The organism is Microbacterium sp. cx-55 (assembly GCF_021117345.1).
GTDB lineage: Bacteria > Actinomycetota > Actinomycetes > Actinomycetales > Microbacteriaceae > Microbacterium.
The window spans coordinates 1-25104 of the sequence record NZ_CP088261.1 but is presented as its reverse complement, the minus strand read 5'-3'; the positions used below and the strand labels follow the sequence as shown (position 1 = coordinate 25104).

Genomic DNA, 25104 nt, shown 5'->3' with positions numbered 1-25104 from the left:
GAGACATGGTCTTCCAAGGGTCGAGCGCGGCGCTCTCGCACACCGGCAAGGTGCGTTCGAACAACCAGGACTCCGGGTACGCGGGCTCCAACCTGTTCGTCGTCGCCGACGGCATGGGCGGTCACGCCGGCGGTGACGTCGCGTCGAGCCTCGCGGTGAATCGCATCGCCCGACTCGACCACGGTTTCGACACGACGACGGATGCGGAACACGCCCTCCAGCAGGCGATCACCGAGACCGCGACCGACATCATCGACACGGTCGAGGTACGCCCCGAACTCTCCGGCATGGGCACGACGGTCAGCGCCCTGCTCATGGTCGACGACTACGCGGTGATCGCGCACATCGGCGACTCGCGCATCTACCTCTTCCGCGACGGCGCCCTCACCCAGATCACGACCGACCACACGTTCGTGCAGCGCCTCGTCGACTCCGGTCGGATCACCCTCGAAGAAGCCCGCTACCACCCGCGCCGATCGGTGCTGATGCGCGTGCTCGGCGACATGGACCCCGACCCCGAGGTCGACACGTTCATCATGCCGACGCGGCCGGGCGACCGCTGGCTGCTGTGCTCCGACGGACTCTCAGGTGTCGTCGACGACGCGCACACCCAGAAGGCCCTCGCGAGCGGCCAGGCCCCGGCCCGCACGGCCGACCTGCTTCTGAAGCAGGCCCTCGACGGCGGCGCCCCCGACAACGTGACGGTCGTCATCGTCGACATCGGCGGCGCGCATCCGGTGTTCTCCGGCACCCCGGCGATCGTCGGCTCCGCCTCGAACCCGACCGGCATCGAGGTGCCCGCGGCCCGGCCCGGGCGCCCGTCCTGGCTGCATCCCGGGCGCCAGGCGGCCAACGAGCCCACGCACTTCGAACCCGCACCGGAGTTCCTCGAGGAGCTCATCGAAGAGGACCGCCGGCGCGCGCGCCGGCGCCGTGCCGGATGGCTCGTCGGGTTCATCCTCGTTCTCATCGTCATCGCCGGCGCTCTCTTCATCGGCTACAACTGGACGCAGACCCGTTACTACGTCGGCGCCGACGACGATTCGGTCGTCATCTTCCAGGGTGTTCAGCAGAGCATCGGCCCCATCCCGCTCTCGAGCGCCTACGAAGACACCGGCATCGCCCTCGCCAACCTCAGCGACTTCGATCGCGAGAAGGTCGAGAGCACCATCTCCGCGCGCTCCCTCTCCGACGCCATGCAGATCGTGGCGCGCCTCGCCCCGACGGAGGACGCCGGATGACCGCCGAACCTCAGGTCTCCGCCGACACGTCGGTGATGAAGGCGCTTCGCCGCATCCGGATGCCGCAGAAGCAGCGTAACCGCGAACTGGGTCTGCTGCTCTTCGCGTTCGTCGTGAACGGCGCCGCCGTCGCCGCCGTGCAGCTCGGCGCGCTCGGCGCGATCGACCCGAGCTTCCTGTACTTCTGCGGCGGGCTCGCCGCGCTCGCGCTCGCGCTGCACATCGTGCTGCGCTTCGTGGCCCGCGACGCCGACCCGTTCGTCGTGCCGATCGCGACGATCCTGACCGGGCTCGGCATCGCGATGATCTACCGCATCGACATCGAGATCGACAGCGTGGGGTGGGATGCCGCATCCACCCGCCAGCTGGCCTGGGCGGGCATCGCGATCGCCGCGGGCGTCGCGGTCGTGCTGTTCCTCCGCAACTACCGGGTGCTCTTCCGCTACACGTACGTCTCGGGCTTCATCGGCATCGCCCTGCTGCTGCTGCCGTTCGTTCCGGGTCTCGGCACAAACCAGAACGCGGATGTCTGGGTGTCGCTCGGGTTCTTCTCGTTCCAGCCCGGCGAGCTCGCAAAGATCGCCCTCGCGATCTTCTTCGCCGGGTACCTCGTTCGCACCCGCGAGAGCCTCACGTCGGTCGGCACCCGCTTCCTCGGCATCACGTGGCCCCGCGCGCGCGACCTCGGCCCGATCCTGATCGTCTGGCTCGTGTCGCTCGGCATCATCGTGCTCCAGCGCGACCTCGGTACCGGAACCCTCATCTTCGGGATGTTCGTCGCGATGCTGTACGTCGCGACCGGCAAGACCGGATGGGTGCTCCTCGGCGTCGGGCTGGCGGTCGCCGGCGCGGTGGCCGCATCCCAGGCGCTCACGTACGTCGGCTGGCGGTTCGCCAACTGGCTGGATGCCTTCAACCCCGCGATCATCGACCGTGACGGCGGCAGTTTCCAGCTCGTGCAGGGTGTGTTCGGGCTCGCGCACGGCGGTCTGCTCGGCACCGGCCTCGGCCAGGGACGCCCCTCGCTCACGCCCCTCGCGCAGAGCGACTACATCTTCCCGAGTCTCGGCGAAGAGCTCGGGCTGATCGGCGTCTTCGCGATCCTCTGCCTGTACATGGTGTTCACGAGCCGCGGCCTGCGCGTCGGCGTCGCCGGTCAAGACGACTTCGGCAAGCTGCTCGCGACCGGCCTGTCGTTCACGATCGCGCTGCAGGTGTTCATCATGGTCGGCGGCGTGACCCGGGTGATCCCGCTCACGGGTCTGACGACCCCGTTCCTCGCCGCCGGTGGATCCTCGCTCGTGGCGAACTGGATCATCGTCGCGTTGATCCTGCGGATCTCGGATGCGGTCCGCAACCAGCCCCGGGTGGTGATCGGCTGACATGACCAAAGAACTCCGACGCTTGAGCTTCGTGATGCTCGCGATGTTCCTCGTGCTCTTCGGCTCGACGAGCTGGATCCAGGTCGTGCAGGCCGGCGAACTCGCCGAGAACGGGTACAACAAGCGCGCGCTGTACGACTCCTACGAGGTGCAGCGCGGCTCGATCATCGCCAGCGGCACCGCGATCGCCTCCTCGGTACCGTCGAACGACGTCTACAGCTGGCAGCGCGTGTACACGGATGCGGCCATGTGGGCACCGGTCACCGGTTACATCAACGCGGCACTCGGATCGGCGACCGGCATCGAGCAGGCGATGAACCAGGACCTCAGCGGCACCGGCAGCGCCCAGTTCTTCAGTCGCATCGAGCAGACCTTCACCGGCCAATCGCCGCAGGGATCGAACGTCGTGCTCTCGCTCGATGCGAACGTGCAGAAGGCGGCCTTCGACGCCCTTGGCGACCTGCAGGGTGCGGTCGTCGCGATCGAACCGTCCACGGGCCGGATCCTCGCGATGGTGACGAGCCCGAGCTACGACACGAATCTGCTCGCGGCGCACGACACGAACGCGGTGCAGTCGTCGTACGACGAGCTCAACAACAACGCGCTGCATCCGCTGTCGAACCGCGCGATCGCCGGCAACCTGAACCCTCCCGGGTCGACCTTCAAGCTCGTGGTCGTGTCGGCCGCCCTCGCGTCGGGCCAGTTCACGCCCGACTCGACCATGCCGAACGTCGCCTCGTACACCCTTCCCGGCACCAGCACGTCGATCAGCAATGCCGGCGGCGGCACCTGCGGCGACGGCGAGACGGTCACGATCGCCGACGCGCTGCGACTCAGCTGCAACATCCCGATGGCCGAACTCGCCGTGCAGCTCGGGGATGAGGCCATCCGCGCCGAGGCGGAGAAGTACGGGTTCAACAGCACGTTCGACATGCCCCTCACGTCGACGGCGTCGAGCTACCCCGAGGGCCTCAACGAACCGCAGACCGCCCTGACCGGCTTCGGGCAGGGCCAGGTCATCGCGACACCGCTGCAGATGGCGATGGTCTCGGCCGGGATCGCCAACGACGGAGTCGTGATGAACCCGCGCATGGTCGATCAGGTGATCGGACCGGATCTCTCGGTGCAAAGCGCACCGGAGGATTCCGAGTACGGCCGGGCGCTCGAGTCCGATCTGGCAGCAGAACTCAACCGCATGATGGTGGCCAACGTCAGTTCCGGCGTGGCGTCGAATGCAAGAATAGATGGAGTAGAAGTGGCGGGTAAGACCGGTACAGCGGAGAACGGTGACACACAGCCGTATTCGCTCTGGTTCACCGGGTTCGCGCCCGCGGACGATCCGCAGGTCGCTGTCGCGGTCGTCGTCGAGAACGGCGGCGGGCGAGGACAGTCGGGCAGCGGTGGCTCCATCGCGGCTCCCATTGCAAAACAGGTCATGGAGGCGGTGCTGGGCAGATGAGACCGACGCAGGGTGCGACTTTCGGTGGCCGGTATGAATTGGATTCTCGGGTCGCCATCGGCGGCATGGGCGAGGTGTGGGAGGCGACCGACCACGTCATCGGCCGGACCGTCGCCATCAAGATCCTCAAGGACGAGTACATGGGGGACCCCGGGTTCCTCGAGCGCTTCCGCGCGGAGGCCCGGCACGCGGCTCTCGTGAACCACGAGGGCATCGCGAGCGTCTTCGACTACGGCGAGGAGAACGGCTCCGCCTTCCTCGTCATGGAGCTCGTTCCGGGCGAAGCCCTCTCGACGATCCTCGAGCGCGAGGGCTCGCTGTCGACCGACAAGACCCTCGACATCGTGGCGCAGACCGCATCCGCTCTGCAGGCCGCGCACGCCGCGGGTCTCGTGCACCGCGACATCAAGCCGGGAAACCTGCTCATCACGCCCGATGGTCGCGTGAAGATCACGGACTTCGGCATCGCCCGCATCGCCGACCAGGTGCCGCTCACCGCGACCGGGCAGGTCATGGGAACGGTGCAGTACCTCTCGCCCGAACAGGCGTCGGGTCATTCCGCATCCCCCGCGACCGACACCTACTCGCTGGGCATCGTCGCGTACGAGTCGCTCGCCGGAAAGCGTCCCTTCACGGGCGAATCGCAGGTCGCGATCGCCATGGCGCAGATCAACGAGCAGCCGCCGCCCCTGCCGCCGACGGTGGCCGAGCCGGTGCAGAACCTCGTGATGGCGATGATCGCCAAGAAGCCCGAAGAGCGCCCCGCGTCGTCGGCCGCGGTCGCCCGTGCGGCCAGCGCCCTTCGTCGCGGTGACGTGGCCGCCGCTGCGGCTGCCGTTCCCGCGGTCGCCTCCGGGCTGAACGGCGACGACGCGACGCAGCTGCTCGGCGTCGGCAACACCTCCGCCGCGACGCAGATGCTGCCCGCGGGCACGTCGATCAACTCGACGACGACCGACGAGCCGGAAAAGCGCAAGCGCAGCCCCTGGACGTGGCCGCTCATCGCGCTGATCGCTCTTCTCGTGATCGTGCTCGTCGGCACCGTGTGGGCGCTGTTCGGCAATCAGAGCGCGGAGCCGGCGCCGACGACGTCCCAGTCGACGCCCGCAGCCACCCCGTCGCGGAGCGCAACGCCCTCACCGAGCGCCACCACCGTCGATGTCAGCACGCTCGGACTCGTCGGCAGAACCTGCGACGAGGCGCGCGGGATCGCGGAGGCTGCCGGGCTCACGAGTGTCACGTGCAATGTCGGCACGCCCGCGTCCTCCAGCGAACAGGTGGGCACCGTCTACGACGTCGAGCCGTCCGGAAACGTGCCCAAGGGCGACCCGGTCACCCTGTCGGTGTACGGCGAGCAGACCGCCGTCGGCGCACCGACCGTGCCCCGCATCCAGGAGAACGGAACGACCGTGCAGACGGTGCGCCCGGGCTCCACGGTGCAGATCAACTGGGACGGGTTCTCTTGCCCCTCGGGCACCGGGTCCGTCGTGAGCTACAACTTCACGGCGGTGAACGGCATCTTCACCAGCACCGGGCAGTCCACCGCGCAGGCCGGACCGAACCAGCGCCCGATCGAGCTCGAGGTCGGGTCGAACACGAGCCAGGCCCTCATCGTGAGCTACACGGTCACCTGCTCGGGCTCGGGTAACGGAACGACGCGGGACTCGGACGCGTCGCCGCAGGCTCAGGCCACGGTGCAGGCCGCCGCGAGCCCGAGCCCGAGTGCCACCACCGGCACCGGCAACGGCATCACCGCGCCCGTCGCCCCCTGACGCCACGCCTGACCGACCCGCCCACGGTTTCGCCAGGGCGGGTCGGTTAGGCTGATAGTTGCTGCATCCAGGGAGTCGCCGTGTCAGATGAACCACCTGTGCTCGCGGGCCGGTACCGGGTCGATGAGCTCATCGGTCGCGGCGGCATGGCCAGCGTGTACCGCGGGTACGACGTCACCCTCGGCCGCGAGGTGGCCCTCAAGATCCTGAAGCGCGAACTCGCCGAGGATGCGGCGTTCCGCACTCGCTTCCGTCTGGAGGCGCAGGCGGCGTCGCGGATGGCGCATCCCGCGATCGTCCGCGTCTTCGACGCCGGCGAGGGCACCGAGACCGCGCCCGACGGCTCGGTGCATCCGGTTCCGTTCATCGTCATGGAACTCGTGCACGGCGCGCTGCTGAAAGACGTCATCGCCGAGGGCCCCATGTCTCCCGCGGATGCCGTGCGCTACACAGATGGCATCCTCGAGGCTCTCGAGTACTCGCACCGCGCCGGCGTCGTGCACCGCGACATCAAGCCCGGCAACGTGATGGTGACCCCGACCGGCCAGGTCAAGGTCATGGACTTCGGTATCGCGCGCGCCGTGTCGGATTCCTCCTCCACCGTGGCCGAGACCACCACGATCCTCGGCACCGCCGCATACTTCTCGCCCGAGCAGGCCAAGGGCGAACCGGTCGACGCACGCGCCGACCTCTACTCGACCGGCGTCGTGCTGTACGAGATGCTGACCGGGCGCCAGCCGTTCCGCGGCGAGACTCCGGTCGCGGTCGCGTACCAGCACGTCAGCGAGACGCCGACGCCGCCGAGCGAGATCGTCGACGACCTCCCCCGCGGCCTCGACGCCGTGGTGCTGCGCGCCCTCGCCAAGGACCCGTACCAGCGGTACCAGGACGCACCGACGTTCCGTGCCGCGGTCGAAGAGGGGCTCACCGGACGGGCGCCGAGCAAGCGCAAGGTCGGCGCGCTGACGAGCGAGCTGTACGGGGCGAACCCCCGCCAGGCCGCCGAGACGGCGCGATCGCTGCGCCAGCTCTCCACCGACACGACGATGCGCCGCACACAGGCGGGCCCGCCGGTCGCGTGGATCTGGTCGGGCGTCGCGGTGCTCGCGGTACTCCTGATCTCCGTGCTCTTCTGGGTGCTCACCATCCGACCGAACGACAACGTGCCCGACAGTGCCCGGATCGTGCCGGACGTGTCGACCATGACGTACGAACGCGCGGTCGACGTCCTCGAAGGCGACGACCTCGTGGCTGTTCGCCAGGCCGTCCCGGACGAGCAGATCGCTGAGGGAAATGTCGTGCGCACCGACCCGGCGTCGGGCACCTCGGTGCAGCCGGGTCAAACCGTCACGGTCTACGTCTCGACGGGGAGGGAGACGGCGGCGATGCCGCCGGTCACCGGGCTCAACGAGCAGGCCGCACGGGACGCTCTGGTCGGCTCCGGCCTCGCCGTCGGCATCATCACGTCGGTCAACGACCCGCAGACCGCCGGCGGAATCGTCTTGACCGCACTCACGGCAGACGGCGAAGTCGCGGCGGGCACCGAGCTTCCCGTGGGCACCACCGTCAACCTGCGGGTCGCGAGCGGACGCGTCGTGCTCAACGACGTCACCGGTTACACGTTGGACGCGGCCACCCGCGACATCGAAGCTCTCGGACTCGTCGTCGTTCAGGCAGAAGACCCGGAGTGCCCGGCGACGAGCCCGAACACGGTCAAGGTCATGTCGCTCGCGCCCGGCGAGGTACCGATCCAGTCGGAGATCACGCTCACGCACTGCTCGGGCTGAGCGCCGCGCGCCCCCGGTGCGGAGACATCTCCGCTCCACGGGCCGCCGCATCCGTCAGCCCGGTCGACTCGAGCCAGCCGCCCAACAGGCGGTATCCGTGCTCGGTCAGCACGCTCTCGGGGTGGAACTGCACGCCCACGAGCGGCAGCGTCCGATGCGCGAGCGCCATCACCGTGCCCTCGGCGGTGCGCGCCGTGACGACCAGATCGGCGGGGATCGTCTCGGGGCGCACCGAGAGCGAGTGGTAACGCCCGCCCGTGAACGGCGACGGGATGCCGGCGAACAGCCCGGTGCCGCCGTGCTCCACCGCCGACGTCATGCCGTGCATGAGTTCGGGTGCCTGCGCCACGCTCGCGCCGTAGGCGACGGCCAACGCCTGGTGGCCGAGGCAGACACCGAGAAGCGGTAGCGCGCGCTCCGCTGCGGCCCGCACCACCGCAATCGAGGCGCCTGCGTCCTCGGGGGCACCCGGCCCGGGAGAGATCACCACACCGGCGAACCCCTTTAGGGCGGCCGCGGCCGCATCCGGATCGATCTCGTCGGCTTCACGCACCGACACCGTCGCACCGAGCTCTTCGAAGTAGCCGATCAACGTGTGCACGAAGCTGTCGTGGTTGTCGACGACGAGGATCGGATGCGGCGCCACCGGCGCGCTCACTCGACGGTGACCTCTTGCGGGTTGAGAAATGGGGCGGCCCACGGGAAGACGAAGAAGAACAGTCCGTAGAGCACCGCGGCGACGAGAATCAGCACGATGAACAGCCGCACCCACCACGGGCCGGGAAGAACACGCCAGAGCGCTGCGTACATCAGGTGACCGCCTCGGTGAGAGATGCCGGTGCGCCCGCCGAGCGCGGCGTGAAGGAATCGAACACGCTGTAGCCGATGATGCGCTCCGCGAGCGAATACATGGGGCTGCAGCTCGTCATGGTCAGGTAGCGGCCGTTCGCGGCGAGCCCCGGCTGCTGCGGCACGGGCGCGGTCACCTCGATCTGATCGGGCGTGACGTATTCGAGCGTCCGGAAGCGGTAGGTGTACCAGCCGTCCTGCGTCTCGATGACGATCGCGTCACCGACGTGCAGATCCGCCAGCCGATTGAACGGTTTGCCGAACGTCGTGCGGTGCGCCGCGAGGGCGACGTTCCCCTCGGCTCCCGGCATGGGCGTGCTCGGGTAATGGCCAATGCCGATGGGATCGAGGGTGCGAGCCCGGGACGTGCCTCCCGCGATCTTCATCGCGTAGTCCGGACCCCATCGGGGTACCCACATTGTGCCGAAGGTCTCTCCGTCGGCGGCTTCCGGAGCCACGACCGGTTCGACCTCGGTTGGCACAGACGAGGAGGGCTCTGTCGTGGAGCTCTCGGTGGGCGCCGGGGATGCCGCGGCCTGCTCCTCGTACTCCTGCTGCCACTGCTGCGACAGCGCCTGCGCTTCATCCGCCCGCTCGGCGCCGTAGATGATGTCTCCGATCCACATCTGCCACGAGACGTAGAGCAGAGCGACGACACCCGCGGTGATCAGCAGCTCGCCGATGACACCGATCACACTCACCCGGCGGCGCGGGCGGCGCGATGTCGATCGGCGGTCGCGGCGGCTGGTCGCGGCTGGCTGGTCGGTCACACCGGGATTCTAACCGTCGCGTATGTCGATCAGCCCCGGGCGTTCACGGATCCATAGGGACCCTCCGGTTAAGATGTCCTCATGGCACGCCCGGAGAACGACGAGGACCTCACGCCCGCCCAGTCCGGCGAGCCCGCACCCAATCCCGTCTGGTTCAAACCCATCATGCTCGGCCTGATGATCATCGGCCTCATCTGGGTGCTGGTGTTCTACCTGAGCGGAATGCAGTTCCCGATCCCGGGTATCGATGCATGGAACCTCGTCATCGGCTTCGGGATCGCCTTCGTCGGCTTCCTGATGACCACGCGCTGGCGCTGACCCGCCCGACCGAATGACACCGGTGTGATTCATCCCCATGTGTGGATGAATCTGTGGATAACTCCACTCAGCCGTACAGCACCGGCGGCACAAGCAGCAGCAGAATCAGCACGACGGTCCACGCGACGAGCAGCCCGATCTGCAGTCCGCGTTGACGCTGCTGCCGGGTACGAGCGAAGATCAGTCCGATCACGGCGCCCGTGATCAGCCCACCGACGTGGGCCTGCCAGGAGATCCCCATTCCGGGGATGAACCCGATCACGAGGTTGATCCCGAGCACGATCAGGATGCCGCCGATCTCCGCGCCGAGATGCCGGGCTACCACGACAAAAGCCCCGAACAGAGCGAAGATCGCGCCCGACGCCCCGACCACGAACTGGTTCGGTGCGATGAGGGCGACCGCGACGGAGCCGCCGAGCGCTCCGATCACGTAGAGCGCGAAGAAGCGAGCGCGGCCGAGCGCGGGCTCGAGGCTCCGGCCGATCATGAGAAGCGCGAGCATGTTCAGGCCGACATGCCAGAACGACGAATGCACGAGCGCCGCCGTGAGTAAGCGCCACGGCTCGAAGGGTCCGCCGGTCAGCTGTGGATAGAGCGAGCCCGCGTAGAACGCAAGCAGACTCTGCAACCCCGGAACGAGGAGCTGCAGAACGTAGATGGCCGCCGTTACGCCGATGATGGCGTAAGTGACGACGGGCTTGTCTCCCGAGAGGGCGACGGACCCCGAGCCGCGGCTCCACCGGCGCTGCGCCTTCTTCTGCGCGGGCGTCTGATCGCGACGCTGTTCCGCGAGGCACTCGGGGCAGATGACCCCGACCGCCGCCTGCGTCTGACACTCAGGGCAGATCGTTCGCAGGCAGCGCTGGCAGAGCACGAAGCTCTGCCGGTCCGGATGCCGATAGCAGAAGTTGTCGCGGTTCGCCGCGAACCCGGGGTTCGTCACGGATGAAGGGTGATCAGACCGTGGCGATGTCGATCGTGGAGATGACGACGGGCTCGACCGGGCGGTCGCCGGCACCGGTCGGCACCGCGGCGATCGCGTCGACGACGGCGCGGGACGCGTCATCCGCGACCTCGCCGAAGATCGAGTGCTTGCCCTGCAGCCACGGGGTCGGGTCGGTCGTGATGAAGAACTGCGAACCGTTGGTGCCCTCGGCCTTGCCCGTGATCGCGTTGCGGCGCAGACCCGCGTTCGCCATTGCGAGGATGTAGGGCTGCTGGAAGGTGAGCTCGGGGTGGATCTCGTCGTTGAAGTTGTAGCCGGGTCCGCCCGTGCCCTGACCGAGCGGGTCGCCGCCCTGGATCATGAAGTTCGGGATGATGCGGTGGAACACGACGTCGGAGTAGAGCGCTCCTTCACCGGGCTTGCCGGTGGCCGGGTCGGTCCAGGACTGGGACCCGTCGGAGAGTCCGATGAAGTTCTGGACGGTGCGCGGCGCGTGATCGCCGAACAGGTTGACGACGATATCGCCGTGGTTGGTGTGGATCGTTGCAACGGCAGTGTGCTGGGCCATGGGTACATTCTCTCAGAGTTCCCTGCAAGCCCCGCCTTCTCGGGCCGGTTCCTCTGGCAGGATGAGCAGACGACAACCCATGAATAGGGGGATCTCACGTGAGCCTCAGCCGCAAGCGGAAGAAGGAGCTTCGAAAGCTCCAGAACCACGCCACGAAGGTGTGGGAAACCCAGCAGGTGCTCGTCGGTGAAGCCGCGGACGTCGCGCGCGAAGCCGGGCGACAGATCGGCCACTACAACCGCGAGCAGATCGTGCCTGCCGTGCACGACGGGTACGACCGCTACGCGGCTCCGTACGTCGACCGCGGCGTGAAGGTGTCTCGCAAGGTGCTCTCCGAGAACGTGGTGCCGGCTGCCGGCGCGCTCGTCGGTGGCGCACTGTCGGTGTGGGACGCCGCCAACGACACGCGGTCGCGCATCGCGTCGGGTCGGGGCATCTCGGTCGACACGGCCAAGTACCAGAAGAAGGCCGCCAAGTACTCGAAGAAGGCGACGCGGGCTCTCTCGGGCAAGCTGTCGGCGCTCGAGCCGCAGAAGAAGGGCATCGGAGCGGGCGGCGTCATCGCCATCCTCCTCGGTGTCGTGGCCGCCGGTGGCGTGCTGTACGCCGCCTGGCAGACGCTGCGCGCCGACGACGAGCTCTGGGTCGCCGACGACCCGCTGCGCGCGCCTGACGCGTGAGTGGAGATCCGACGGGGCGGGTGCGGCAGGCCGCATCCGCCCTCGGTCTTTCCGTCGAGCTCGTCGAACGCCCGGCAGCGGGCAGCCTCGCCGAAGCCGCGGCGCTTCTCGGCCTCGAGCCCGACGACATCGTGAAGACGCTGGTCGTCAGCAGAAGCGACGGCAGCTACCTTTTCGCCCTGGTTCCCGGTGACCGGGCGATCTCGTGGCCGAAGCTTCGCGCGGTGGTCGGGGTGAACAAGCTCCACATGCCGGATGCGGACCGCGCCCTGGCAGCGACCGGCTACGAGCGGGGCACGATCGTGCCGCTCGGGAGCACGCATCCGTGGCCTGTTTTCGCGGACGAGCGCATTCGGGGTCGCCGCATCGCGCTGGGGGCGGGCGCCCACGGGTACAGCCTGTTCACAGATGCAGACGAGCTCATCGCTGCGCTGTCGGCGACGGTTGCCGACATCACGGCGCCTCTTCCCGACGCGTCGTAGACCACTCGCGCCGCGAGGTCAGTCGAGCAGCCCGGCCATCCGCAGGCCGATGTCGACGAGCTTTCCGCGCTGCAACGCCGATACCTCAGCCACGGGGAACCACCGTGCCTCGTCGGTCGATCCATCGAGCTCATCGCGGAGCTCGCCGCCGGTGATCCGCCCCCGGTAGACGATCCGCAGCGTGTGCAACGGCTCTTCGGACTCGGCGATGCGCCGGCCCGCCGGGATCACTCGCGAATGGATGCCGAGAAGCGGTCCGACCATCGCGCGGTATCCGGTCTCTTCCAGGATCTCGCGGCGTGCCGCGTGCTCGGGGTCCTCGCCCGCTTCGAGGCCGCCGCCGGGGAGCGTCCAGGCGCTGTGGCGGCCCTCCATCCAGTGGGCGAGCAGGATGCGGTCATCCTCATCCGTGATGACCGCATAAGCCGCGACGCGCAGATCCATGCGGGCGACTCTATAACCGTCTCCGTGTGACCTGTGGATAACTCTCCGCGCTGTTCACGGGTCTGGTTTACGGTGACGACGTGTCTTTTGATGACGTGTACGCGGACCCCGATGAGGTTCTCGCCCGGGTCGAGGCCGACGCCCGCCGCAGTGAGGAGCGCGCCGCGAAGATGCCCGCGTTCGAAGCAGCCCTCGCGCAGGTACGCGGCGAGGCCGTTTCGCCGCGTCGCGATATCCGGCTCGAGGTCGACTCGACCGGGCGCGTCACGGCGCTGCGCATCTCGGAGCCCGCACTGGGGCGAGGCGCCCAGCGCTTGTCGCACGAGATCCTGGGCCTCATCCGCGCGGCCGAAGCTGATTCCCGTCGCGCGACCCTCGAATCCGTCGAGCAGCTTCTCGGACCCGACGACCCGATCACCCGCCAACTCCGCTCTGCGGGCCCGACCGCATAGAAACCAATCAGGAGACCTCCATGGCTGAAGACATCGCCCTCGATTTCGACCGGCTCCGCCAGCACGCCGCGTTCGTGGATTCACTGGCGAACGACGTGACATCCGCGTTGTCGGTGCTGAAGGGCGGCGACCTGGCGTCCGGTGCGTTCGGCATCCTGTGCGCGTTCCTCGTGCCGCCGAGTCTGGCCATGTCGGCGGCCGCATCCGGGCTTCTCGGCGCCGACGAGTCGCTGCTTCTGCGGACGGCGGGGGAGCTCCGCGGCACCGCGGCGCAGTGGGAGCAGTTCGAAGACGACACCGTGACGACACTGCGTGACCTCGAGAACGGACTCGGCCTGTGAGCACCGGCGCCGCCTTCATCTCGCCGTACTCGGGCAGCCGGCTCCTCGACGACGGACGCACGCTGTCGTCCGCCGTCCGCGAGGGCAACTGGCTCGACGGGGGGATCGCGTTCCTCGACACGCTCGGTAATGCCGGAGCGGCGCTCAGCGATCCGATCGGCACGATCGCCAGTTGCGGCCTCGGGTGGGTCATGAACCACATCAAGCCGCTCAGCACCTGGCTCGAGCAGCTGGCCGGCAGCGAGTCCAATGTCGCGTCGGTCGCGCGGCAGTGGACGTCCGCCGGCGCGACGATGCGCGAGACGGGCTCGGTGCTCACATCGCGACTCCGCGATCTCGAGGGCCTTTCGGGCGACACGGTGACGACGTACATCCGGTTCGCGCAAGACACCTCGCGGCACCTCGCCGCATCCGGCGAGTGGGCGGAATCCGCGGCGACCGGTCTTCTCAGCGCCTCGACGCTCGTCACGAGGATGCAGGGGATCGTGAAGCAGGCGATCTCGCAGGTGATCTCGGTGGCGATCGAAGCGATGGCGGTCGTGGCCGCCTCCATGGGACTGGGGATGGGGTACGCGATCGCGCGGGTCGTGACCAAGGTCAACCAGCTCGTGAACAAGGTCGTGCGACCACTCACGCAGGTGCTGAAGTCGGTAAAGGCCCTCACCGGGCTCGTCGGCCAGCTCCGTTCGCTCTTCGGCAACACGGGGGCGATGATGTCGACCCTCCTCGGCGGAAGCGCACAGGCGGCGTCGATCACGGCCGGAACGGTCACGGATGCCTCCGGCGCGACGCGACTCGGCGCCTCGGGCTACGCCGACCTGGTTCGGGCGAACTCGACGGCGGATGCCTGGCACTACAGCCCGTCCGGCGTCACCCGCATCGACGGCATCGGTGCGGATCTGACCGCGGATGCCCCGATGTCGGGAGGAACCGTCTCCGGCACCGGGGGAACGCCCGGGTCCATCAACGCCGGCGGCGGGGGTTCGATCACCGCCTTGGGCGGACAGGGTTCGGTCGCGGGGACCGGTATGCACACGTCCGGAATCACCGGAATGGCGACCGCGGCCGCGGTCTCGACGACCGCCAGTGCTGCGTCCGGAGCCGGAGCGAGCAACCGGATGATGATGCCGCCCGGAGCGATGTCGGGCGCCCGCGAAGGCGGCCAGCGCAGCGGCGGTCTCGGTATGCGGCGCCCGCGCCTGGAAATCGTGCTCGAAGCCTTTGACGACGACGAGACCGACTGATCGCGCAACCCACACGCGCGGGGGCCCATCGACCGTTCGCTAGGCTCACGGTTCCAATCACAGAACCCGAATAATGCGAGAAGGACCGACCCTGACGGGCCGGTCCTTCTCGCATCTGTGGAGCCTAGGAGATTCGAACTCCTGACATCCTGCTTGCAAAGCAGGCGCTCTACCAACTGAGCTAAGGCCCCGGGGCTGGATGGTGGGGCTACCAGGATTTGAACCTGGGACCTCTTCATTATCAGTGAAGCGCTCTAACCAACTGAGCTATAGCCCCGAATCGCTGCCGACTCGCGCCGCCAACCTCCAAGACTTTACCGGACGCGACGGGATTTCACGAATCGCGGGTCAGTTCGAGGTGAACCCGACGAGCAGTCCGCCGGTCACCTTCACCGCGAGGTTGTAGATGCCGGCCACCACCGCACCGAGCACGGTGATGACGACCAGGTTCAAGATCGCGACGACCGCCGCGAATGCCATCACCTGGGGCAGGCCCACGAACTGGCTGAGCGAGAGCGAGCCGTCGGAGAACGAAGCGAAGAACTCGTCGGCCTTGCCGATCAGGCCCGTGGTCTGCACGATCATGTAGACCAGGAAGAACGAGACCACCGTCACGATCGCGAGCGACACCGCCGCGAGGAACGACAGCTTCACGGCCGACCAGAAGTCGACGTAGACGAGACGAAGGCGAACCTGCTTGGCGCTGGTCTTGCTGCTCGATTTCTTGGCGAGCTTGTCGGCTACCGTGCTCATGCCTCAGTACTTTCGTCGGGGACGGGGGAGGACGCATCCGCTGCATCCGCGGCTTCGTCGATGACTGCGGCCAGTCGTCGCTCGGAGTTCCGAGCGATCGCGATGATCCGGTCATCGTCGTCGGGACGAGCGAAGACCACACCCATCGTGTCGCGACCCTTGGCAGGCACCTCGGCCACGGCAGAGCGTACCACCTTGCCGCTGGCAAGAACCACGAGGACCTCGTCGTCGTCACCGACGATCAGAGCGCCCGCGAGGACCCCTCGATCGTCGTTCAACTTGGCCACCTTGATGCCCAGGCCGCCGCGGCTCTGCACCCGGTACTGGTCGACATCTGTGCGCTTCGCGTACCCGCCCTCGGTCACCACGAAGACGTCGCCGTCATGGCTTGCGACGGATGCGGACAGCAGGCTGTCGACGTCGCGGAACGACATGCCCTTCACGCCCTCGGTCGAGCGGCCCATCGGGCGCAGCGACGAATCGGTGGCGGTGAAGCGCAGCGACATGCCGTGACGGCTGACCAGCAGGATGTCGTCGGTCTCGTCGACGAGCAGCGCACTGACGAGCTCGTCGTCCTCGCGCAGCTTGATCGCGATGACGCCGCCCTGGCGGTTCGTGTCGTACTCGGTGAGGCGCGTCTTCTTCACGAGGCCGCCGCGAGTGGCCAGCACGAGATAGGAGGCAGCCGCGTAGTCGCGGATGTCGAGGATCTGCGCGATCTCTTCGTCCGGCTGCAGGGCGAGCAGGTTCGCGACGTGCTGGCCCTTCGCGTCGCGGCCGGCCTCCGGCACCTCGTACGCCTTGGCGCGGTACACGCGGCCCTTGGTCGTGAAGAACAGCAACCAGTGGTGCGTGGTCGTGACGAAGAAGTGCTCCACGACGTCGTCCGCGCGCAGCTGCGCACCCTTGACGCCCTTGCCGCCGCGGTGCTGCGAGCGGTAGTTGTCGCTACGGGTGCGCTTGATGTACCCGGCGCGCGTGATCGTGACGACCATTTCCTCTTCGGGAATCAGGTCTTCGACCGACATGTCGCCGTCGAAACCGAAGAGGATCTGCGTGCGCCGCTCGTCGCCGTACTTCGCGACGATCTCGGTGAGTTCGGCACGGACGATCGCATTCTGACGTTCGCGGCTCTGCAGGATGTCCTGGTAGTCGGCGATCTGCGTCTGAAGCTCGGTGGCCTCGTCGATGATCTTCTGGCGCTCGAGAGCCGCCAGGCGACGCAGCTGCATCGCGAGGATCGCGTCCGCCTGCACGTCATCGATCTCGAGCAGTCTCTTCAGTCCGCCGCGCGCGTCGTCGACCGTCGCCGACGCGCGGATGAGCGCGATGACCTCGTCGAGCGCGTCGAGCGCCTTGAGGTACCCGCGCAGGATGTGCATGCGCTCTTCGGCTTTGCGCAGGCGGTACGCCGTGCGGCGCACGATGACGTCGATCTGGTGAGCGATCCAGTACGTCACGAACCCGTCGAGCGAGAGCGTGCGGGGCACGCCGTCGACGATCGCGAGCATGTTCGCGCCGAAGTTGTCTTGCAGCTGCGTGTGCTTGTACAGGTTGTTCAGCACGACCTTCGCGACGGCGTCGCGCTTGAGCACGACGACCAGGCGCTGACCCGTGCGATCGCTCGACTCGTCGCGGATGTCGGCGATTCCGGTGATCTTGCCGTCGCGGGCGAGATCGCGGATCTTCACCGCCACGTTGTCGGGGTTCACCTGGTACGGCAACTCGGTGACCACGAGGCACGTGCGGCCCTGGATCTCTTCGATGTTGACGACGGCGCGCATCGTGATCGAGCCGCGGCCCGTGCGGTACGCCTCCTGGATTCCCCGGGTACCGAGGATCTGCGCGGAGGTCGGAAAGTCCGGTCCCTTGATCCGCTGCATGAGGGCCTCGAGGAGCTCCTCGTGCGTGGCCTCGGGGTGATCGAGGGCCCACAGCACACCGTCGGACACCTCGCGGAGGTTGTGCGGCGGGATGTTGGTGGCCATACCGACCGCGATGCCGACCGAGCCGTTGACCAGCAGGTTCGGGAATCGGGCCGGCAGAACGACCGGCTCCTGCGTCTGACCGTCATAGTTGTCGACGAAATCGACGGTGTCCTCTTCGATGTCGCGCACCATCTCGAGCGCGAGCGGAGCCATCTTCGTCTCGGTGTACCGCGGGGCGGCGGCGCCCTGGTTGCCCGGCGAACCGAAGTTTCCTTGACCGAGGGCCAGCGGGTAGCGCAGCGACCACGGCTGCACGAGACGCACGAGGGCGTCGTAGATCGGCGAGTCACCGTGCGGGTGGTACTGACCCATCACCTCGCCGACGACGCGCGCGCACTTCGAGAACGACTTGTCGGGGCGGAATCCGCCGTCGTACATGCCGTAGATCACGCGACGGTGAACGGGCTTCAGTCCGTCTTCGACGCGCGGCAGCGCGCGTCCGACGATGACGCTCATCGCGTAGTCGAGGTAGCTGCGCTGCATCTCCGACTGTAGGTCGACCTGGTCGATCCTGCCGTGGTCGTGCTCGGGTGCCTCGTTGGGGCGCTCTTCGTCAGTCATGTACCTGTCTATTCTCCCGTGGGCCCTTCGTCTCGCTTCGCTCGTTCAGGGACCGGATGCTGAACGAGGCGCACAGCGCCGAGACGAAGTATCAGATGTCGAGGAAGCGGACGTCCTTGGCGTTGCGCTGGATGAAGGTGCGACGGGACTCGACGTCCTCGCCCATCAGGGTCGAGAAGATCTCGTCCGCGGCGGCCGCATCGTCGATCGTGACCTGCAGAAGCGTGCGGGTGGCGGGGTTCATCGTCGTCTCCCACAGCTCCTTCGCGTTCATCTCACCGAGACCCTTGTAACGCTGGATGCCGTTGTCTTTCGGGATGCGCTTGTTCCCCGCGACACCGGCGGCGAGCAGCGCGTCGCGCTCGGCATCGCTGTAGACGTACTCGTGGGGCGAGTTCGACCACTTGAGTCGGTACAGCGGCGGCTGCGCGAGGTAGACGTAACCGGCCTCGATGAGACCGCGCATGTAGCGGAACAGGAGAGTCAGCAGAAGCGTCGTGATGTGCTGGCCGTCGACGTCGGCATCCGCCATCAGGACGATCTTGTGATAGCGCGCCTTCTCGATCGAGAAGTCCTCGCCGATGCCGGTTCCGAAGGCCTGGATCATGGCCTGCACCTCGTTGTTGCCGAGGGCACGGTCGAGGCGTGCGCGCTCGACGTTCAGGATCTTGCCGCGAAGGGCCAGGATCGCCTGCGTGTGCGGGTCGCGACCCTGCACCGCCGAGCCACCGGCCGAGTCACCCTCGACGAGGAAGATCTCACTGATCGACGCGTCCTTGCTCGTGCAGTCCTTCAGCTTGTCGGGCATGGATGCCGACTCGAAGACGCTCTTGCGTCGCGCGGTCTCGCGGGCTTTACGGGCCGCGAGACGTGCGGTGTTCGCATCCATCGCCTTGCGGACGATGTTCTTCGCCTGCTGCGGGTTGCGATCGAACCAGTCACCGAGCTGATCGCCGACGACCTTCTGGACGAAGGCCTTCGCCTCGGTGTTACCGAGCTTGGTCTTCGTCTGGCCCTCGAACTGCGGCTCCGACAGCTTCACCGAGATGACCGCGGTCAGCCCCTCGCGCACATCGTCGCCGGAGAGGTTGTCATCCTTCTCCTTGAGCATGTTCTGCGCGCGCGCGTACTTGTTCACGAGCGTGGTCAGCGCGGCACGGAAGCCCTCTTCGTGCGTACCGCCCTCGTGCGTGTTGATCGTGTTCGCGTAGGTGAAGACGTTCTCCGTGTACGACGTCGTCCACTGCATCGCGAGCTCCAGCGCGATCTTGCGCTCGGTGTCTTCGGTCTCGAAGTCGATGATCTGGTCGTTGACCGGCTCGGACTTGCGCACACGGTTCAGGTACTCGACGTAGTCCACGAGGCCCCGCTCGTAGAGGAACTCGTCGTGCGGCTGCGTGGCCACGAGCTGGCCGTCGACCTCGTCATCGACCGAGTGCTCGGTGCGCTCGTCGCGCAGCGAGATCGCGAGGCCCTTGTTCAGGAACGCCATCTGCTGGAAGCGGGTGCGGAGGGTGTCGTAGTCGAACTCGACCGACTCGAAGATCTCCGGGTCGGGCCAGAACGTGATCGTCGTGCCGGTGTCGACGCTGTCTTCTTCTTGCGCGAGCGGTGCCTGCGGCACGCCGCCCCCGGCGTACGACTGACGCCAGACGGATCCCTGACGACGCACCTCGACATCGAGGCGCGTGGACAGCGCGTTCACAACGGAGGAACCGACGCCGTGCAGTCCGCCCGAGACCGCGTATCCGCCGCCGCCGAACTTGCCGCCGGCGTGCAGAACCGTGAGCACGACCTCGACGGTCGACTTTCCCTCGGCCTTGTGGATGTCGACGGGGATGCCGCGGCCGTTGTCGACGACACGCACTGCACCGTCGGCGAGGATCGTTACCTCGATGCGGTCGCAGTACCCGGCGAGGGCCTCATCGACCGAGTTGTCGACGATCTCGTAGACCAGGTGATGGAGTCCGCGCGGCCCGGTCGAGCCGATGTACATGCCCGGGCGCTTGCGAACCGCCTCGAGCCCCTCCAGCACCTGAATGTTGTCGGCGCCGTACTCATCACCGCTTTGTTCGCGCTTTTTCGCTTCGCTGTCGGAAACGCTGGGGGGTGTAGGGGACGTCATATGTGTCGAGCGCTCCGGTTCAGTAGAGGGGGCCTCTTGATTCTATCAAGTCGGCTCGGATCGCGGGGCGTGTACGCCCGTGTAGCGTCACGAAACGCGAAGAGGTACGTCCGTACGTGGGTTATCCGTAGGTATCCCGAGGGCCCCGGCCTGGAACGGCTCTGGGACCCCATTTCCAGGACGGGACGTCCGGTCCGACAAAGCGCACGTTCTCGACCCCCGCTTCGGGGAACCGCAGCGCGATCTGCGTGACGATGTGCGTGCGCATGAGTCGAAGCTGCTGCGCCCAGGCCGTGGAGTCGCACTGCACCGTGAGAACACCGGCATCCAGACCCACCGGCCGGGTGTGCTGAGCGGTCTCATCTCCTGCGACGTCGCGCCACTGCAGCACGAGATCTTCTCGCGCGAGCAGCGGATCCCAGCCGGCCTGCTTGGTCCACTTCGCGAGCACATCGCCGAGTCCGTGCGGATCGCGACCGGGGGTGAAGGGTGCGTTGTCGTCTCCCGGCAGGCGACGCTTGCGCCGCGCACCCTTCCGGCTCGTCGGTTCGAGTCCACGCAGCCGCAGGTAGGTCGCCATCGTCTCGGGGATGTCATCGTCCGTCATCGTCGACCTCCCGAATCTGTCCGGCGTCGATCCGTACGGTGCGGCCGCGGAGACCGGCCGGCACGTCTGCTTCGACCGCCGCCGTCACGATCACCTGTTGGAAGTCGCCGACCAGCGTCGCAAGGCGCATCCGCCGATCGGCGTCGAGCTCGGCGAACACGTCATCGAGGATCACGATCGGGTCGCCCAGCGAGCTCTCGGCGCGAAGAAGCTGCGCGGAGGCGAGGCGCAAGCCCAACGCGACCGACCACGATTCGCCGTGCGACGCGTATCCCTTCACCGGAAGCGAGCGGATGCGGAGCACGAGATCGTCGCGGTGGGGTCCGACGAGCGTGACGCCGCGCTCGATCTCGGCCGACCGCTTCGCCGTCAGCGCGGCACGGAAGGCCTCCGCCGTGTCACCGGACGCGACAATGGTCGTCGCGGCCGTGTCTTCTTCGGGATCGGCACCGGCGATGGACGTCGCCCACTCGATCTCGGGGGAGTGGTCGGCGCCGGCGATGGCGGCGTACGCCTCGACCAGCGGCGGATGCAGTTCCCGAGCGAGGCGCGCCCGCGCCTCGATGATCTCGGTACCGAGCGCGATGAGCTTGTCGTCCCACACGTCGAGGGTCGGCAGCGCCTCGGCGCGGAGCCCGCGGGCGCGAGCCGATTTGAGCAGGGCGGTGCGTTGCCGGAGCACCCGGTCGTAGTCGCCGAGCACCCCCGACATGCGCGGGGCGCGCTGCACGAGCAGCTGATCCGCGAAACGGCGGCGGGCCGAGGGATCACCACGAACGATCTGCAGGTCTTCCGGAGCGAAGAGCACGACCTGCGCGTAACGGGGGAGTTCGGAACTGCGCACCGGAGCGCCGCCGACGCGCGCCTTGTTCGACCCCTGCTTGTTGATCTGGATCTCGAGGATCACACGACGCTCTCCGTGTGCGAGTCGCGTGCGAACGATCGCCGCATCCGCCCCCGAACGCACGAGCGGGGCGTCGGCCGAGACCCGGTGCGACCCGAGAGTCGCGAGGTAGGTGATGGCCTCGACGAGGTTCGTCTTTCCTTGACCGTTGCGGCCGACCAGCAGGTTGGCACCCGGCGCCAGAGCGAGTTCAGCGTGTGCGTAGTTGCGGAAGTCGACAAGACTCAGCTGCTCCACGATCACCGGGTCAGACTACCCGGGGCCGCCGACTCCGGCCTGGCCCGATCGATCAGCGGAGCAACAGGTTCGGCTGGAGCAGGTACTTGAACGAGCCCTCGCCGCCCTTGTCGACCGAGGTCTGGGGGGTGACGAGGATCGGGCTCAACTTGTTGGCGTTGTCGCTCGACGTGAAAGTCACGCGGGTGAACTCGCTGCGCACGGCTGCCAGAGCCTCGAGCAGGTACTGCGGGTTGAGGCCCAACGTGACGTCTTCGCCGGTCAGCGTCGAGTCGACCGACTCAGAGGCGCGGGCCTGCTCGGTGCCGGATGCCTCCATGGCCACGCCCTCGGCGCCGAACGTGAAACGCAATGGCGCGGAACGGTCGAGCACGAGAGCCACACGACGCACGGCTTCGGCGAGTTCGGCGGTGTTGACCACGGCGTGGTGGTCGGTCTGCTCGGGGAACAAGCGGCGCACGGGCGGGAAATTGCCCTTAATCAGCAGCGAGGTGACGGTCTTGTTGCCGGAGGTGAACGCGATGATCTCGCGATCTCCGGACCCCGAGAAGGCGATCGAGATGTTCTCGCCGTGCGAGAAGGTCTTTCCGACCTCCTGCAGGGTGCGCGCCGGCACGAGGGCCGTCGTGGTCTCGCCCTCGGCGACGGCCGGGCCGTCCCACGGAATCTGGCGGAGCGCCACGCGGTAGCGGTCGGTGGCGACGAGGCTGAGCTGGTTGCCACTGACCTCGAGCTGAACACCCGTGAGCACCGGGGTGACGTCATCTCGGGACGCTGCGAAGGCGACCTGAGCGATCGCGGTGGCGAAGTCATCGGCCGGAACCAGGCCGGACTCGCCGCTGACCTCGGGAATCGCGGGATATTCCTGCACCGGCATGGACGCAAGAGTGAATCGCGCGGAACCGCAGGTCAGCAGAATCCCGTCATCGTCGACCGTTATCTGAATCGGCGCGTTCGGAAGGCGGCTCGCGATGTCGGAGAGCAATCGGCCGTGCACCAGGATCGTGCCGGGTTCGTCGACCGTGGCATCGATCGTCGTTCGGGCGGATGCCTCGTAGTCGAAGGCCGAGAGCGAAAGCCCCTCGGCCGATGCCTCGATCAGAACACCGGCCAGGATCGGCTGCGGGTTCCGCTGGGGCAGGAGCTTGACCACGAAGGACACAGCTTCGCTGAATACATCGCGATTGACGTGGAACTTCACGGACGCTCCCTCGGTGACGGGCTGGGCCTTCCCATGCTAGTGCCGCCGTTGAGGGGCGCGAAGACCGGCGATCGATCCGCTGTAAAGGTGATCGAAGGGTTTTCAATGAGAAAGGGATATTCATCTTGTTAACAGCTGTGGGAACTGTGGATAACTCGGTGGATGACTGTCGGCGAGCGGGAACTACACGCGTGTGAGTTGTGGAATCCCTGAGGAAACCGCTGTCGAAGTGTCATTCACCGGATACCCCCCTCACGAACGTTGTCCACAGGTCGACCACCTGCAGTTCACATTCCGGGCGGCGTGGCTCACAGTTATCCACAGGTTTTCCACACTGTGTAAAGCGGATTGTCGGCACGACCCGGGGCGCTGTCAAGTCGGGCCGTCACGGCGCGCCGAACGGCCCCCGGTTCGAGGTCGACCGCATCCGCGCGAGGCACGGCGAGGGGCTCAGCGACCGACGCGGCCCAGCTGGGTGGTGATCTCGGAGACCTGGTTGTAGATCGAGCGACGCTCTTTCATGAGGTCGCTGATCTTCTTGTACGCGTACATGACGGTCGTGTGATCACGGTTGCCGAACAGTTGGCCGATCTTCGGCAGCGACAGGTTCGTGCGCTCGCGGCACAGATACATCGCGATCTGGCGTGCCGTTGCAATCGCCTGCGACCGGCTCGACCCGTAGAGGTCGTCGACGGAGAGCTTGAAGTACTGGGCGGTCGCGGTGATGATGTCGGTCGGCGAGATGACGTTGGCGTCGTCCTGGTCGATGATGTCGCGGAGCACCTGCTGCGCGAGGGACATGTCGAGGGTCGAGCGGTTCAAGCTCGCGAATGCGGAGACGCGGATGAGCGCACCCTCGAGTTCGCGGATGTTGCTCGAGACGACCGTTGCGATGTACTCCAGCACCTCGTCGGGGATCTGGAGACGCTCGTTCTGGGCCTTCTTGCGAAGGATCGCGATGCGCGTCTCGAGGTCGGGCGCCTGCACATCGGTGATCAGGCCCCACTCGAAGCGACTCCGCATCCGATCTTCGAAGCCGGTGAGGTGCTTCGGGGGCACATCGCTCGTGATCACGACCTGTTTGTCGTGATCGTGCAGCGTGTTGAAGGTGTGGAAGAAGGCTTCCTGGGTCTCGGCGCGACCCTGCAGGAACTGGATGTCGTCGATCAGCAGGATGTCGACATCGCGGTAACGGGCCTGGAACGCCGACCCGCGGTTGTTGGCGATCGAGTTGATGAAGTCGTTCGTGAACTCTTCGCTGGAGACGTAACGCACCTTGATGCCCGGATACATGGTCAACGCGTAGTCGCCGATCGCATGTAACAGGTGCGTCTTACCGAGCCCGGAGTCGCCGTAGATGAAGAGCGGGTTGTACGCCTTCGCCGGTGCTTCTGCGACGGCGACCGCCGCGGCGTGGGCGAAGCGGTTCGACTGTCCGATGACGAAGCGGTCGAAGGTGTATTTGGGATTCAGTCGCGTGTCGGCGCGTCCGCTCGGGGCGATGTCGACACGTTCCTCTACGGGCGCCGGCGCCGTCTCGATCGGAGACGTCTGCACGGCGAGGGGCGCAGACAGGTGGGCGTCGATGAGTTCGGGGTTCACGACGACGCGGAATGCGCTGACCTCGTCGCCGGTGGATGCCTGGGCGAGAGCCTCGAGGATGACCGACCTTAGCCGCTTGTTGAGCTGGGCGGCGGTCAGGTCGTTCGGGACGTCGAGGTACAGGGTGCCGGCCATGATCCCCTGCGGAACCGCGAGGGCCAGGAACCCGTGCATCTGCGGCGAGACGCGGTCGTCCTTCGAGAGGATGCGTAGTGCGTCCGACCACACGGGGACGTCGGGAGACTCCTGCGCTGACATGGTCTCCTTCTCGGCTTCAGCCCCTGTGGATAAGTGCCGGAGCAACGCTAGCTACGGTGGCGTCGCAGAGCAAACTCCACTGTAGTTCCGGGGGTGTGTCGTGTCGTCGGAGTTGTCCCCAAGCTGTGGATAA

Annotated in this window: 24 protein-coding genes and 2 tRNA genes; 11 read left to right on the top strand and 15 right to left on the bottom strand. The window is 67.2% G+C overall.

Going from position 1 to position 25104, the window contains the following annotated elements:
* Positions 1–5 precede the first annotated feature (5 nt).
* From LQ938_RS00130 to pknB, 5 genes are all read left to right on the top strand, one after another.
* Entirely contained in the window at positions 6–1241 is a 1236-nt protein-coding gene (locus LQ938_RS00130) for a Stp1/IreP family PP2C-type Ser/Thr phosphatase (RefSeq protein WP_223722036.1), read from the top strand.
* Positions 1238–2623, top strand: a complete 1386-nt coding sequence (locus tag LQ938_RS00125; RefSeq protein WP_223722035.1) for an FtsW/RodA/SpoVE family cell cycle protein — start codon at positions 1238–1240, stop codon at positions 2621–2623. The genes LQ938_RS00130 and LQ938_RS00125 overlap by 4 nt, the downstream gene beginning before the upstream one ends.
* A 1-nt stretch (position 2624) precedes the next feature.
* Complete coding sequence (locus LQ938_RS00120) at positions 2625–4082, top strand: peptidoglycan D,D-transpeptidase FtsI family protein (RefSeq protein ID WP_223722034.1); 1458 nt, start codon at positions 2625–2627, stop codon at positions 4080–4082.
* Complete coding sequence (locus tag LQ938_RS00115; protein ID WP_223722033.1) at positions 4079–5854, top strand: protein kinase domain-containing protein; 1776 nt, start codon at positions 4079–4081, stop codon at positions 5852–5854. Before LQ938_RS00120 ends, LQ938_RS00115 begins: the two co-directional genes overlap by 4 nt.
* Before the next feature lie 80 nt (positions 5855–5934).
* Positions 5935–7641, top strand: coding sequence for a Stk1 family PASTA domain-containing Ser/Thr kinase (pknB, locus tag LQ938_RS00110; RefSeq protein ID WP_223722032.1), 1707 nt, complete (start codon positions 5935–5937; stop codon positions 7639–7641).
* Here the strand turns inward: pknB and LQ938_RS00105 are convergent.
* The 3 genes from LQ938_RS00105 to LQ938_RS00095 are packed head-to-tail and all read right to left on the bottom strand — an operon-like array spanning position 7622 to position 9260.
* Entirely contained in the window at positions 7622–8299 is a 678-nt protein-coding gene (locus LQ938_RS00105) for an anthranilate synthase component II (RefSeq protein ID WP_223722031.1), read from the bottom strand. The genes pknB and LQ938_RS00105 overlap by 20 nt on opposite strands.
* A complete protein-coding gene (locus tag LQ938_RS00100; protein ID WP_223722030.1) occupies positions 8296–8451 on the bottom strand; it encodes a hypothetical protein in 156 nt (51 codons plus the stop codon). The genes LQ938_RS00105 and LQ938_RS00100 overlap by 4 nt, the downstream gene beginning before the upstream one ends.
* Positions 8451–9260, bottom strand: coding sequence for a class E sortase (locus tag LQ938_RS00095; RefSeq protein WP_223722029.1), 810 nt, complete (start codon positions 9258–9260; stop codon positions 8451–8453). The genes LQ938_RS00100 and LQ938_RS00095 overlap by 1 nt, the downstream gene beginning before the upstream one ends.
* A gap of 81 nt (positions 9261–9341) precedes the next feature.
* Here LQ938_RS00095 and LQ938_RS00090 point away from each other — a divergent pair, with 81 nt between their 5' ends.
* On the top strand, positions 9342–9578 hold the full coding sequence (locus LQ938_RS00090) for a cell division protein CrgA (RefSeq protein ID WP_223722028.1): 237 nt from the start codon (positions 9342–9344) through the stop codon (positions 9576–9578).
* Positions 9579–9645: 67 nt separating this feature from the next.
* On the opposite strand, the gene LQ938_RS00085 is transcribed toward LQ938_RS00090, so the two are convergent.
* Both LQ938_RS00085 and LQ938_RS00080 read right to left on the bottom strand, forming a co-directional pair.
* The gene (locus LQ938_RS00085; protein WP_223722027.1) at positions 9646–10521 is read right to left on the bottom strand and encodes a rhomboid family intramembrane serine protease; all 876 of its coding nucleotides are present in this window, start codon (positions 10519–10521) and stop codon (positions 9646–9648) included.
* Between the two features lie 13 nt (positions 10522–10534).
* Positions 10535–11092, bottom strand: coding sequence for a peptidylprolyl isomerase (locus LQ938_RS00080; RefSeq protein ID WP_223722026.1), 558 nt, complete (start codon positions 11090–11092; stop codon positions 10535–10537).
* Between the two features lie 98 nt (positions 11093–11190).
* Between LQ938_RS00080 and LQ938_RS00075 the strand changes: the two genes are divergently transcribed.
* Together LQ938_RS00075 and LQ938_RS00070 are read left to right on the top strand one after the other, a co-directional pair.
* Positions 11191–11772: a DNA helicase gene (locus tag LQ938_RS00075; protein WP_223722025.1), complete on the top strand. Its 582-nt coding sequence runs from the start codon at positions 11191–11193 to the stop codon at positions 11770–11772.
* Positions 11769–12254: an aminoacyl-tRNA deacylase gene (locus tag LQ938_RS00070; RefSeq protein ID WP_223722024.1), complete on the top strand. Its 486-nt coding sequence runs from the start codon at positions 11769–11771 to the stop codon at positions 12252–12254. The genes LQ938_RS00075 and LQ938_RS00070 overlap by 4 nt, the downstream gene beginning before the upstream one ends.
* Positions 12255–12272: 18 nt before the next feature.
* Here LQ938_RS00070 and LQ938_RS00065 read toward each other — a convergent pair whose 3' ends face one another.
* Positions 12273–12698, bottom strand: a complete 426-nt coding sequence (locus LQ938_RS00065) for an NUDIX hydrolase (protein ID WP_223722023.1) — start codon at positions 12696–12698, stop codon at positions 12273–12275.
* An 80-nt stretch (positions 12699–12778) separates the two neighbouring features.
* On the opposite strand from LQ938_RS00065, the gene LQ938_RS00060 reads away from it, so the two are divergent.
* Genes LQ938_RS00060 through LQ938_RS00050 form a run of 3 tightly spaced genes read left to right on the top strand, consistent with a single transcriptional unit; the run spans position 12779 to position 14735 of the window.
* Entirely contained in the window at positions 12779–13150 is a 372-nt protein-coding gene (locus tag LQ938_RS00060) for a hypothetical protein (protein ID WP_223722022.1), read from the top strand.
* A 20-nt stretch (positions 13151–13170) separates the two neighbouring features.
* The gene (locus tag LQ938_RS00055) at positions 13171–13491 is read left to right on the top strand and encodes a hypothetical protein (protein ID WP_223722021.1); all 321 of its coding nucleotides are present in this window, start codon (positions 13171–13173) and stop codon (positions 13489–13491) included.
* Entirely contained in the window at positions 13488–14735 is a 1248-nt protein-coding gene (locus tag LQ938_RS00050; protein ID WP_223722020.1) for a hypothetical protein, read from the top strand. Before LQ938_RS00055 ends, LQ938_RS00050 begins: the two co-directional genes overlap by 4 nt.
* Before the next feature lie 118 nt (positions 14736–14853).
* Here the strand turns inward: LQ938_RS00050 and LQ938_RS00045 are convergent.
* The 9 genes from LQ938_RS00045 to dnaA all read right to left on the bottom strand — a co-directional run bounded on the left by LQ938_RS00045 (position 14854) and on the right by dnaA (position 24971).
* A tRNA-Ala gene (locus LQ938_RS00045) sits at positions 14854–14926 on the bottom strand.
* A gap of 9 nt (positions 14927–14935) precedes the next feature.
* Positions 14936–15012 (bottom strand) — tRNA-Ile (locus LQ938_RS00040).
* A gap of 71 nt (positions 15013–15083) precedes the next feature.
* The gene (locus LQ938_RS00035) at positions 15084–15488 is read right to left on the bottom strand and encodes a DUF3566 domain-containing protein (RefSeq protein WP_223722019.1); all 405 of its coding nucleotides are present in this window, start codon (positions 15486–15488) and stop codon (positions 15084–15086) included.
* On the bottom strand, positions 15485–18037 hold the full coding sequence (gene gyrA / locus LQ938_RS00030) for a DNA gyrase subunit A (protein WP_223722018.1): 2553 nt from the start codon (positions 18035–18037) through the stop codon (positions 15485–15487). Before gyrA ends, LQ938_RS00035 begins: the two co-directional genes overlap by 4 nt.
* A 91-nt stretch (positions 18038–18128) precedes the next feature.
* Positions 18129–20162: a DNA topoisomerase (ATP-hydrolyzing) subunit B gene (gene gyrB / locus LQ938_RS00025; RefSeq protein ID WP_223722017.1), complete on the bottom strand. Its 2034-nt coding sequence runs from the start codon at positions 20160–20162 to the stop codon at positions 18129–18131.
* Between the two features lie 121 nt (positions 20163–20283).
* Positions 20284–20769, bottom strand: coding sequence for a DUF721 domain-containing protein (locus LQ938_RS00020; protein ID WP_223722016.1), 486 nt, complete (start codon positions 20767–20769; stop codon positions 20284–20286).
* Positions 20756–21916, bottom strand: coding sequence for a DNA replication/repair protein RecF (recF, locus tag LQ938_RS00015; RefSeq protein WP_223722015.1), 1161 nt, complete (start codon positions 21914–21916; stop codon positions 20756–20758). Before recF ends, LQ938_RS00020 begins: the two co-directional genes overlap by 14 nt.
* Positions 21917–21962: 46 nt before the next feature.
* Complete coding sequence (dnaN, locus tag LQ938_RS00010; RefSeq protein ID WP_223722014.1) at positions 21963–23111, bottom strand: DNA polymerase III subunit beta; 1149 nt, start codon at positions 23109–23111, stop codon at positions 21963–21965.
* 450 nt (positions 23112–23561) lie between these two features.
* On the bottom strand, positions 23562–24971 hold the full coding sequence (dnaA, locus tag LQ938_RS00005; protein WP_223722013.1) for a chromosomal replication initiator protein DnaA: 1410 nt from the start codon (positions 24969–24971) through the stop codon (positions 23562–23564).
* Between the last annotated feature and the right edge of the window lie 133 nt (positions 24972–25104).